This is a genomic window from Mesorhizobium kowhaii (genome assembly GCF_042431665.1).
GTDB classification, from domain to species: Bacteria; Pseudomonadota; Alphaproteobacteria; order Rhizobiales; family Rhizobiaceae; genus Mesorhizobium; species Mesorhizobium kowhaii.
Genome location: NZ_JBHLYT010000047.1, coordinates 1 through 10,657 on the forward strand (window position 1 = coordinate 1; position 10,657 = coordinate 10,657).

Consider the following 10,657-nt stretch of genomic DNA (forward strand, 5'->3'; position numbering starts at 1 on the left):
CAACCAGGTGTCGCGCGCAGCATCCAACTGCTCGTCGACCACGACATCCTACCCAAACTTCAGCCGGTTCAACCCGTCATAACCTCTGTGCAGAGGTACTAGTCGCTGCGATTTTGAGCAACTCATGTTCTGACCCCTATGTCATACGGTGGCGTGAGCCATCGGTCACCGACCTCTGCCACAGCTTCTGATGCCGCCTCATACAAGGACCAATCCGAGCCTCCCGCGCTCACCCTGACGGCTCGCAAGGGCTTGAAAAGCCGCATTCCGATTCAAACTCTAATCGTCCTGGGCACGACGAGGCGGAACGCTCGGCTGATTTTCAGGTATGCGTCACGCATATGATCCATATGATGCAGAACGATTTTTTCGGCACATCTGTTGCGTATTTTGCAGAAGCCGCTATGGTGCAGCGGATCGGCAGCGTGAGCCGGTTTGCCGACCGACTTAGGAGAAAGTACGGATGAGGACGGGGCGCACTTCAAAAGTCCACTTGGCGCTGATGTCGATGACATTGACCTGCGTATTCAAGCGTTCGAGACGGCTCTAGTAGAACAGAAGCATCAGAACGAGTTAATCATTAAGCGAATCGATGACCTTCTTTGGATGCAAGCGCTCGAAGACGTTTCGACAGTCTCGAAGATTAAATACACCGGTCCCGCACGTTTTGAAGAGAATGACACCGCCCAAGCTGCTGGAACCGAGCTAACTGTATATGGCTATGTTTTCATCCAAAAGCATATAGATAAGAAGGTTAAGCCTCCTCTTCTTGTCTTTATGCATGGTGGTGTACACAGCAATCTCAAAGGCACAGAATACATGGCAGTTGTGCGAGAGCTTATGGATCCGAGGTACGTAATTGTTGCCCCGGATTACCGTGGTGGAACGGGATACGGAAGCGACTACTATAATCAACTTGATTACGGCGGCGCAGACATTGATGATGTGTATCGTTCCGGCGAGTTGGTATTGGATCGCTATGACTTTATCGACTCCAGTCGTGTCGGGATCCTCGGCTGGAGTCAGGGGGGGGGTCTGACGCTCTGGAACATATCCAACTACCCCGATGCCTACCAAGCCGCATATGCGGGGGTTCCGGTTAGCAACTTGGCGTTGCGAGCGGGCACGAAAGCGCAAGGCTCCCGCGGATATCTGGCTGACGACTACGGCGCCCCAAGTGGAATCGGCAAGCCGGCATACGATAACGTAAAAGAATATGTCAAACGTTCACCTGTTTATAATGCTGAGAATCTTTGCGGGCCCCAACCTGCGTTTTTAGCCCTGCTGTCCGGTCCTCCCATTTGACCGCGGACGGCGAGCCCTGCCGGTGCACCTCCCTGCCGGCAGGCTTCGCCTAGCTCTCTCTGCCTCTGCGGCCTCGTGATGTGCCCACGCTGATCTCGAACAAAGCCTGGCAACGTTTGTGCGGGCATCCTTGAGCATGTTCAGGACGTCGGGCCTTATTTATTGGCTTTCCCGGATGAAAGCCGAACTGGAGGGACATCCCATTGTCGGCGAAGTGCGCGGCGTCGGTATCCTGTCCGCCGTAGAGCTGATGCGAGATCCGAAACAGGGGCGCCGTTCGAACCTGATCTTCAGGTCGGCGTTCGCGCCGCCGCCGCGCTGCTCGAGAACGGTGTGATTGGTCGCGCGATGCCGCATGGCGATATCCTTGGCTTTGCCCCGCCACTGATCATCACCAGGGAGGAAGTGGAAATCATCGTCGACGCGACCGCGAAATCGCGTCCCGCCCACTGATCAATGCGGTGTGGCAACGGCGAAGCTATATACCGCCAGTAAATACGAATTGGAAAGCTGCGATCGAAGGTACAGTTCGTGCAACTGTGCAATACGTTCGATTTGCCCAAGTAACACGCATAAGTCCGTTGCATAGAAGCAACACCTAAAATTATATAGCTCTGCAGGTAAAACTTTGAACTTGTGCAAATCTATGTTGCGAGTAGCGTCACGACGCGAAGTATGCGCTGCGATGTGCGTCTATTTCGTGGGATGTGCGTCTATTTCGATCGTGGGGGGCAAAGACGGTTCGTCCATAGACGGTCTCCCTTTTTGTTGGGAGGCACAGGTTGGAGCCAACGGCGGCTGGTTCGTGAGCATACGAAATACGCAACCCATCGCCGTCCTCAAAACTTCAATGTATCCAACGCTCTTTCGGCGGTTTGCTGAGGGAATGCTATCGGGAAAGCCACATATGTCCGGGGATGAAAAGCGCCAGACCGAGCTTTCAAGCTTTGTCATGAGGGAGGTGCAGCGAATTCTTGCCCAATGCGATGAGGCGAGACAGGGGGAAAAGGCTGCTCTTGTGCCATCGGGTTCTGCCTCCAACGATTTGACCGCCGTGGCCGCCGAATTTCTTGGTAGGCTTGAGGCCGAAGCGGCGCGACGGCTAGACGCCCAGGCGTGTGAGATCGCTTCGCGACCCCTACCAGATCATCCACTCGGGCATCCGGTTCTGAAAGATTGCTCGAGAGAAGGCGCTCGCATTGCAGAGTGGGCTGGCCCGGTTGCAGGGTCGACGCGTCTCGAGAGCCGTTTTGGAATACCTCGGTCCACACTGCATTGGTGGCAGCGGCACAATGATGTGATTGCCTTTCGGAGAGGCTCCCGCAAGCATGTATTTCCCTTAGCTCAGTTCATCGACGGCAGACCAATGCCGGGAATCAGGCAGGTGCTTTCCTCGATCTCCGATCCCAGATTGGCTTGGCTATGGCTGATCAGCCCGTCGCCTCTTCTCAAGGGCCGTGTTCCTATCGAATTGCTCAAAGAAGGTATGGACACAGAAGTCGTTGCGTCGGCCGCCCAGGCTCTTTCTCTGGTTCAATCTATCTGACAATTGGCCGGGCGCCAGCTTTCCCTCGCCCGAAAGCCGTCTCTCTCACGCTTTGGTCGCTCTCGGCGCATACTCTACTGCGCAAATAAGGCAATGTGCCAATTGTGCGATTTGTGAAAATGTATAAATGTGCAATTCGTGCAACTAATTCAGCTGATTTAGTGTCAAAAATGCAACTAATACTTCGCTAAGTCGTCGGCAAACGGAATTTGAACTTGCGCTAATTCACCCGGCGGATAGCGTCGGGCCGGGAAGGATGCATAGCGATGCGCATCTTTTTCGATCGTGGGGACAGGCAGCGGTTCGTCCATCGACGTCCCCGCCCTTTTTCAAATCTTTGAATGGAGATCAAATATGAACATCAAGAGCCTTCTTCTCGGCTCAGCTGCGGCCCTGATCGCAGTTTCCGGTGCGCGCGCCGCCGACGCCGTCGTCGTTGCCGAGCCGGAACCGGCTGAATACGTCAAGATTTGCGACGTCTACGGCGCTGGCTACTTCTACATCCCCGGCACCGAAACCTGCCTGCGCATCGGCGGCTATGTCCGTTACGACATCAGCGCTGGCGATGTAGGCAGCTTCGATGGCGCACGTTCGACAGACGTTCTTAACGGCAAGGACCAGGGCACCTGGCACAAGAATGCCCGCTTCAGCCTGAGGACCTGGACTGGCCAGGAAACCGAGCTTGGCACGTTGAAGACCTACACCGAGACCCGCTTCAACTTCGGCAACAGCGCCTACTATGCCGGCGCAGACGGCAATCAAGCCCACAACAAGAGCGCTACGCTGAATAAAGCTTGGATCCAGCTTGGTGGGCTCCGTGTCGGTCTGGACGATTCGGCGTTCGATACTTTCATTGGCTATGCCGGCAATGTTCTCAACGACACCATCGTTCCCTATGGCGATTTCTACACCAACCTCATCCAGTACAACTTTGACGCCGGCAACGGCTTCTCGGCCGTGATCTCGCTCGAAGAAGGTTCGGTTGACGTCAACAATGTCTTCTACGTGGGCACGATCGATAGCTACGTTCCGCATGTCGTCGGCGGTGTGAAGTACACGCAGGGCTGGGGCGCCATCACCGGTGTCGTCGCCTATGACAGCAACTACGAAGAATGGGCCGGCAAGGTTCGTGCTGACTTCAACGTGACCAGCGAGCTGTCGCTGTTCGCCATGTTCGGCTACGGCACCGACAAGAATTCGCTCGACTTCGCAAGCGGTCGCGACTTCTACAAGCAGTGGGGCGGTCATTGGGCTTGGTGGGCCGGCGGCACCTACAAGTTCAATGAAAAGACCTCGTTCAACCTTCAGGTGTCGGGTGACCAGGACAAGAACTATGGCGTCGCGGCTAACGTCGCCTACACTGTCGTCCCAGCCCTCACGGTCACCGCCGAAGTTGACTACGATCACTATGGTCACTTCAACGACGGGACCCCGTTCGGCAACTGGACCGCTGCCGACAAGAAGAACAGCGTTGGTGGTCTCCTCCGCTTCCAGCGCTCGTTCTGAGGATTGAAGGGCTCGTTGCCCGCGTTCGAAGCGGTACCTGCGAGCCTTCAATTCGCGGCTGAACCATTGTGGTGAGGCTTGTAGAGGTTTCGGCGGATTGCTTGATCACGGACCTCCAATCCGAGCATTCCGTTGATGAGAAGGGCGCCCTGTTCCCGGGCGCCCTTTTTTGGGGTTTATCATCGGACTCGCGCAAGCGAGATGGATCGCGAGCGACTGTGAGGCGGACCGCTCTCCGCCAGCGTCGAGGGCTGCTCCTGCTGACAGCGGCCGGCACGTCAAACGAGACCGCGTGTGATGGTCACCGACAAGCTTCGATCCTACAGTGCTGCGAAGCAGCGATATCATGCCGGACGTCGAGCATCGCTCACACCAGGACCTGAACAATCGCGCTGAGAATTCTCGCCAACCGGTCCGACGGCGGGAGAGGATTATGAAGCGGTTCAAGTCAGCGCGACAGCTTCAGCGCTTCGTCTCCATCCACGATCCATCGCCAACCTGTTTCACATTCCCGGCGCAGTATAATCTTTGCGAGCACCAACCTGCTTTTTTGCCCTGCTGTCCGGTCCTCCCATTTGACCGCGGGCGGCGAGCCCTGCCGGTGCACCTCCCCGCCGGCAGGGCATTCCTTCTCTTAACTCTCTCTGCCTTCGCGGCCTCGTGACAAGCCCACGCTGATCTCGAATTGTCCGGCGCCCTGGACGGCGCGCTGTCTTCAGCCAGCACCAGAGCGTCGATCCCTCATCGCGCGCGTCGCCTTCGGCGGATGCCTTTTCGATGGGGCTTTGCACGGCCGGGTATTGGGCCATCAGAAGCTGAGCAAAGGATCCTTTGCGAATCGGCGCGGTCCCGCATTTGCTGTTGTGTGACGATCCCCATCATCGATCCGCGAGGCAATCTTGCGGCGATGACCTTTCAAGCGCGGTCCTGCATTTTTCGCGTCGCGGATCGCTATGAAATGGGGGATCCCATACGTTGCGACCTGTTTTCGCTTCGGCCTGTGGGAGCCATCGAAAATTAAGTTGTACCATCCCCTATGATGCCCTGATCCTGCCATTGTCCATGGGCAAGTGGACTGAGGGAAATCTCCAACTTAACCTCTACACGAACAGAGAGGCTCGGCCCAATGAGCAGGGTGGTGCGCGCGGACGCGGCTGTAGTTTCGTCGGCCACGTTTGCTCCGCTGGAGAACCCCACCTTTCGAGTGATCTGGCTTGCCGCACAGGTGTCCAGCCTGGGCTGGCTGCTGCAGACCGTCGCGGTCAGCTGGCTTATGGCAACCATCTCGACCTCGGACGTGATGGTCGCCCTGGTGCAGACCTCGACGACGCTGCCCGTATTCATTCTGTCGATCTTTGCCGGGGCCATTGCCGACAATTTCAGCCGTCGCAAAGTGATGGCGCTCGGCTGGTGCGTGATAGCGCTGTCGTCGATAACGCTGACTGCTCTTGTGGGGCTGGGATTTTACAATCCATGGATGATCCTCGCCTTCAGCTGCCTGGCCGGATGCGGCGCTGCCTTTACTGATCCGGCTTGGCACGCCTCGGTTGGCGACATCTTGCGAAAACGAGAAGTTCCGGCCGCGGTCACGCTGATCTCCGTCGGCTACAATGCCATGCGAAGCATTGGTCCGGCGCTCGGCGGCGTCGTCGTTGCCTCCTTTGGACCGCTGACGGCCTTCGCCATCGCGACGCTGACCTACCTGACGATGCTGTGGGCCATAGGGCGCTGTAAATGGAGTGGTCGCGCGTCGCCTCTTCCCCGAGAGCCAATGACCACGGCCATTCATGATGGAGCGCGCTTCACGGCGCTGTCGGGAGAGATCAAGGCGGCAATCGCGCGCGGAACTCTGTTTGGCCTGACAAGCATCTCGATACTGGCGCTGCTGCCACTGGTCGCCCGCGACCAGCTGGGAGGAGGACCCATCGCTTATGGCACCCTGATGGCCGGATTTGGGGCGGGTGCCTTATGCGCCGGCATCTCCAACAACGTTCTGAGACGGTCGCTGTCGCAGGAGCGATTGACAACGTTGGCGTGCATCGCCTGCGCGGCGTGCTGTCTGGCTCTTGCGTTTACTCCTTCACTGCTGGTGGCAACTATTGCGCTGACGCTTGGCGGTGCGGGCTGGGTCGTCACCTGGACGGGGCTTGACGTGAGCGTGCAATTGTCGAGCCCACGGTGGGTCGTTGGTCGCACGCTCTCGATCTACTCTGCCCTTTCCTCGGGCGGCATCGCGGCCGGCAGTTGGCTCTGGGGCGTGCTGGCCGAGAATTATTCGCTCAGCCTGGCGCTGGAATGCTCCGCTGGCGCTCTCCTGTTGGTTGCCGCCACCGGGTTCCTGCTGCCCATTCATCAATGGAAAGATTCTGACCAGGATTCCCCGGGCTTCGAAACGCCCGAACTCGCACTGGACCTGAAGTCGAGAAGCGGCCCGATCGTCGTCAAGATCGAGTACTCGATACCGGAGACCAATCTGGAAGCTTTCCTGGATCAGATGCGGGAACGACGCCGGGTTCAAAGCCGCGTCGGAGCCCGGCACTGGACCCTCCAGCGCGATCTGCAGGAGCCGCAGCATTGGACAGAGACATTCCGCACGCCGACCTGGATGGACTACCTTCGCCTGAACCATCGCCTCACAGCGGCGGACAAGGAGCTGGATCAGCGTCTCCTCGAATTGCATGTGGGAGAGCTTCCACCCCGCACCAAGCTTGCGATCGAGCGTCCGACCGGAGCGGCCCGCAAACGGGATCAGTCGACGAGTTTCTTTTTCCGACGGTGATCTCATGCGGGAATAACGGGTAGGGGCAATTGCGGTGAGGACGAGGCAAGCTTTCCCGCTCGCCCCCGATCTTGCGGTCGGCCGATTGATCTCACCGCAACAACTTCGATTAAGTGCCCGCCTGGGTCGATCGAGCCCGGCTAGGCCCGTTCCAGTGTCGGGCTTTAGCGTGGGACAATTTGATCAGGTCATGCGCCGGCGGCTCGGGCAGGAATGGCCACAGGCGCGTTTGTCTCGTCGAGGATACTGAAACTGTATCGGCCGTTTGCGTCGACATCGACCGAATAGCTCAGGCGGTCACGAATGTGATTGTCCTGATCGAAGGTGACGATCCGTGGTTTCAGCGAGGTGAGTGCGGTTTCGTCGAGGTAGATCGAATTGCAGACGATGATCTGGTCGCCGGGCTGGCACGTCCGCGCGGCGGCGCCGTTCAGAACACAGCACCGAGAGCCACGCTCGCCAAGGATCACATATGTCGAAATCCGCGCGCCGGAATTCTTGTTCCATATCTCGACAAATTCCATTGGCAGGATTCCAGCCGCCTCGCAGTGGGCTGGATCGAGCGTTATCGACCCGTGGTAGTTAAGGTTCGCCTCGGTGACATAAAGTCCGTGGAGCTTGCCGGCGACTATCTTTCGCATGATTTTGCTGGTCCTCTCGATGAGCTTGATCCGGGTAACTGCCTCTCGAGCAGTTGATGACCACCGCCTACATTCCAATCGCCAGCGCCCCGCCGGTAAGGCCTGCACCGGCCGCCGCCAGCAGCAGCTTCTCGCCCCGCCGGATAGGCTGGTCACGGTGCGTGATCGACAGCGACAGGGGAATGGTTGCGGCTGACGAGTTGCCATGGTCGGCGATGGTCTTGACGATGCGTTCGTCCTCGATGCCGAGCGACTTGCCGACCGCGTTGAAGATGCGGGCATTCGCCTGGTGCGGCACAAAACGGGCGACGTCTGACCTGGCCAGGCCAGCCGCCGCCAGCGCCTGCAGGGAACAACGGCTCATCATCTCGACCGCCTTGGCGAAGACTTCGCGGCCTTTCGCGATGGTCATGCGGGTTTCGGCGATGTCGATCTCTTGCGCGAACGGACGGCTGCTGCCGCCCGCAGGGATGTGGATCAAGCCGTAGGCGGAACCGTCCGCGGCAAAAGATGAGCCGAGGATGCCGAGGCCGGGATCGATTGCCGGGGCAAGCACCACGGCGCCCGCGGCATCGGCGAACAGCACGGCGCTCGCCCGCTCGGCCGGATTGATCCGGCGGCTCAAGATGTTGGCGGCGATGACGATGGCCGGCTTGTTGTGCAGGCGCACGAAGCCGTCGGCGAAGGTCATCGCATAGATGAATCCCGCGCAGGCGCCGGCCAGGTCGACCCCGCCGGCCCTTTCGAGGCCGGCCTGTGCGCCACCAGCGGCGCGCTCGGCGGCAGCAGATGGTCAGGCGTGGACGTCGCAAGAAGCAGTAGGCCGATCTCCTTGCGATCGATACCGGCCGCCTCAAGCGCCATGTCGCCCGCTTTAGCCGCCAGCCCGGATAGGGTGTCGCCGGGCTCCGCCCAGAAACGCGAGCGGATGCCGGTGCGCCCCTCGATCCAGCCTGGGTCCAGACCGAGTTGTTCCTCGATCTCGGCATTGTCGACTTTTCGAGCCGGCACGTGATGGCCAAGGCCTATGATGCGCGCCGTGCGGTTCATCTCTTGTCGCTCGCAAGTTCGGCTGCCTCTTCTATGGCCGCGTAGAGACGGTCGAGTTCATCCGATGTCACACAATAGGGCGGCAGCACGTAGATGACGTTGCCGAGCGGTCTTAACAGCAATCCCCGCTCGAGGAAGAAGGCGCGCAGCCTCGGGCCGACCTCGGCCAGATAACCGGCATTGCCGACGCTGAGGTCGAGCGCGGCGATGGTGCCGGTCGTGCGCACATTCTCGAAACGCGCGTCCCTCTTGAACCGCGCAATCTTCTGCGCCTGCATCCGCGACAGGGCAGCCACGCGTTCAGCCACTGGCTCGTCGTTCCAGATGCCGACATTCGCAAGTGCCGCCGCGCAGGCGATCGGGTTCGCCGTGTAGGAGCTCGAATGGAAGAAGGTCTTTGTACGATCCGTGGAATAATGCGCGCGAAAAATCGCATCGGTGGCGAGCGTCGCCGCAAGCGGCAACGAGCCGCCGGTCAGCCCCTTGGATGTGCACAATATGTCGGGCGCAATTCCCGCCTGTTCGCAGGCGAACATTGTGCCGGTGCGCCCCCAGCCGGTCATGACCTCGTCGGCGATGAACAGCGTGTCGGAGCGCTCGGCAATGCGTTTGAGTTCGGCGAGAACTGAAGCCGGATACATCCGCATGCCACCGGCGCCGAGCACCAGCGGCTCGACAATCAACGCGGCTGCCTTGCGGTGGCGCGTGAGCCGTTCGAAGGCATCGAGCGTGTCCTGCTCCTGGCCCGCGGCGGGGAAGGGGATGGCGTCGACCTCGAACAGCAGGGGCTCGTATGCGGCATTGAAGACGCCACGTGCGCCGATACTCATCGTGCCGAACGTGTCGCCATGGTAGCTGTCCTCCATGACGACGATGCGGGCGCGCGGGAAGCCATTGTTGCGGTGAAAGCCGAGCGCCATTTTTAGGGCTACCTCGACGCTGGTCGAGCCACTGTCGGAATAGAAGATCCAATCGAGACCCGCCGGCGCCAGGTCGACCAGCGCTGCGGCCAGCTGCTCGGCCGGCTCGTGGCTGAGGCCGGCAAAGATCACCTGATCGAGTGTCTCGGTCGCGTCGCGGATTGCTTCCATGATCTTCGGATGGCGGTGGCCGTGGGTGACGACCCACCAGGAGGAGATCGCATCGAGTATGCGCTTGCCCTCCCGTGTCTCGACATAGGCGCCTTCGGTGCGCACGATCGTCGGCGGCACCGGCTCGGTGGCATGCTGGGTGAAGGGGTGCCAGACAGCGGAGCGGCTCATTGTGGGGTCTCCATGAAGTCGGCGGCGGTGAAAGCGGCGCGCATGGCCGCGGAAAGCGCTTCGGGCGTCAGCGGGTCGACACGCGGCAAGCGGCCAAGCACGCGTACCTTGCCCATCTCGGCGATCGTCCTTTGCGTATCGGCCATCTCCTCGCCGATGAAGGCTATGCCGAGCAGTGGTATGGAGCGGGTGCGCAGGGCCTCGACCGAAAGCAGGGTGTGGTTGATGGTGCCGAGCGCCGTGCGCGCGCAAAGAATGACCGGCAGCTGCCATTCCTGAAACACATCAACGAACCTGGTCTGCCGATTGAGCGGCACCATCAGCCCGCCGGCGCCTTCGATGATGAGCGGGCCCGGCAGCTCCGGAAGCGAGAGCTTTGCTGCTTCGATCGCAACGCCATCGAGTTCGGCTGACCGATGCGGCGACAGAGGCATCTTCAGACGGTACACTTCCGGCAGGACGCGCCTGTCGAAGACGGTCGAAACCCGCTGATAAACGACGACAAGATCTGAAGCGCTGGAAGAGCAAAGGCGGCCGCCCGCGCGCTCTTCAACTAGCGCTGTAGCGG

Annotated in this window: 9 protein-coding genes and 3 pseudogenes; 7 read left to right on the forward strand and 5 right to left on the reverse strand. The window is 59.7% G+C overall.

The annotated features are described in order from the left end of the window. Nucleotides 1-435 precede the first annotated feature (435 nt). The 3 genes and pseudogenes from ACFFNA_RS26120 to ACFFNA_RS26130 all read left to right on the forward strand — a co-directional run bounded on the left by ACFFNA_RS26120 (nucleotide 436) and on the right by ACFFNA_RS26130 (nucleotide 2,851). Nucleotides 436-1,305: an alpha/beta hydrolase family protein gene (locus ACFFNA_RS26120; protein ID WP_378922767.1), complete on the forward strand. Its 870-nt coding sequence runs from the start codon at nucleotides 436-438 to the stop codon at nucleotides 1,303-1,305. Nucleotides 1,306-1,431: 126 nt separating this feature from the next. Next, a pseudogene (locus ACFFNA_RS26125) lies at nucleotides 1,432-1,758 on the forward strand (aspartate aminotransferase family protein); the annotation flags it as partial. A 454-nt stretch (nucleotides 1,759-2,212) separates the two neighbouring features. Then, nucleotides 2,213-2,851: an antitoxin Xre/MbcA/ParS-like domain-containing protein gene (locus ACFFNA_RS26130; RefSeq protein WP_378922769.1), complete on the forward strand. Its 639-nt coding sequence runs from the start codon at nucleotides 2,213-2,215 to the stop codon at nucleotides 2,849-2,851. A 176-nt stretch (nucleotides 2,852-3,027) separates the two neighbouring features. Here ACFFNA_RS26130 and ACFFNA_RS26135 read toward each other — a convergent pair whose 3' ends face one another. Further along, nucleotides 3,028-3,162: a hypothetical protein gene (locus ACFFNA_RS26135; RefSeq protein ID WP_378922771.1), complete on the reverse strand. Its 135-nt coding sequence runs from the start codon at nucleotides 3,160-3,162 to the stop codon at nucleotides 3,028-3,030. A gap of 43 nt (nucleotides 3,163-3,205) precedes the next feature. Between ACFFNA_RS26135 and ACFFNA_RS26140 the strand changes: the two genes are divergently transcribed. From ACFFNA_RS26140 to ACFFNA_RS26155, 4 genes and pseudogenes are all read left to right on the forward strand, one after another. Beyond that, nucleotides 3,206-4,357, forward strand: a complete 1,152-nt coding sequence (locus tag ACFFNA_RS26140; protein ID WP_378922773.1) for a porin — start codon at nucleotides 3,206-3,208, stop codon at nucleotides 4,355-4,357. 288 nt (nucleotides 4,358-4,645) lie between these two features. After that, nucleotides 4,646-4,870, forward strand: a pseudogene (locus ACFFNA_RS26145) (DDE-type integrase/transposase/recombinase); the annotation flags it as partial. A 172-nt stretch (nucleotides 4,871-5,042) separates the two neighbouring features. Next, a complete protein-coding gene (locus ACFFNA_RS26150; protein WP_378922775.1) occupies nucleotides 5,043-5,378 on the forward strand; it encodes an autoinducer binding domain-containing protein in 336 nt (111 codons plus the stop codon). Between the two features lie 105 nt (nucleotides 5,379-5,483). After that, nucleotides 5,484-7,136 carry an MFS transporter gene (locus ACFFNA_RS26155; protein ID WP_378922777.1) on the forward strand — a complete coding sequence of 551 codons (1,653 nt, stop codon included), beginning with the start codon at nucleotides 5,484-5,486 and terminating at the stop codon, nucleotides 7,134-7,136. Between the two features lie 188 nt (nucleotides 7,137-7,324). Here the strand turns inward: ACFFNA_RS26155 and panD are convergent, their stop codons facing one another. From panD to bioD, 4 genes and pseudogenes are all read right to left on the reverse strand, one after another. Continuing rightward, nucleotides 7,325-7,777, reverse strand: coding sequence for an aspartate 1-decarboxylase (panD, locus tag ACFFNA_RS26160; protein ID WP_172235118.1), 453 nt, complete (start codon nucleotides 7,775-7,777; stop codon nucleotides 7,325-7,327). 67 nt (nucleotides 7,778-7,844) lie between these two features. After that, a pseudogene (bioZ, locus tag ACFFNA_RS26165) lies at nucleotides 7,845-8,827 on the reverse strand (3-oxopimeloyl-[acyl-carrier-protein] synthase BioZ). Continuing rightward, on the reverse strand, nucleotides 8,824-10,089 hold the full coding sequence (locus tag ACFFNA_RS26170) for an adenosylmethionine--8-amino-7-oxononanoate transaminase (protein ID WP_378922780.1): 1,266 nt from the start codon (nucleotides 10,087-10,089) through the stop codon (nucleotides 8,824-8,826). Before ACFFNA_RS26170 ends, bioZ begins: the two are co-directional and overlap by 4 nt. Beyond that, nucleotides 10,086-10,657: ATP-dependent dethiobiotin synthetase BioD (gene bioD, locus ACFFNA_RS26175; RefSeq protein ID WP_378922782.1), on the reverse strand; the 572-nt coding region annotated here is incomplete at its 5' end. The genes bioD and ACFFNA_RS26170, both read right to left, overlap by 4 nt.

Bases quoted from the DNA above. Each gene is read 5' to 3' on its own strand.
- ACFFNA_RS26130 (WP_378922769.1), top strand. From the start codon at position 2,213: ATGTCCGGGGATGAAAAGCGCCAGACCGAGCTTTCAAGCTTTGTCATG.
- ACFFNA_RS26135 (WP_378922771.1), bottom strand. From the start codon at position 3,162: ATGGACGAACCGCTGCCTGTCCCCACGATCGAAAAAGATGCGCATCGC.
- ACFFNA_RS26140 (WP_378922773.1), top strand. From the start codon at position 3,206: ATGAACATCAAGAGCCTTCTTCTCGGCTCAGCTGCGGCCCTGATCGCA.
- ACFFNA_RS26155 (WP_378922777.1), top strand. From the start codon at position 5,484: ATGAGCAGGGTGGTGCGCGCGGACGCGGCTGTAGTTTCGTCGGCCACG.
- panD (WP_172235118.1), bottom strand. From the start codon at position 7,777: ATGCGAAAGATAGTCGCCGGCAAGCTCCACGGACTTTATGTCACCGAG.
- ACFFNA_RS26170 (WP_378922780.1), bottom strand. From the start codon at position 10,089: ATGAGCCGCTCCGCTGTCTGGCACCCCTTCACCCAGCATGCCACCGAG.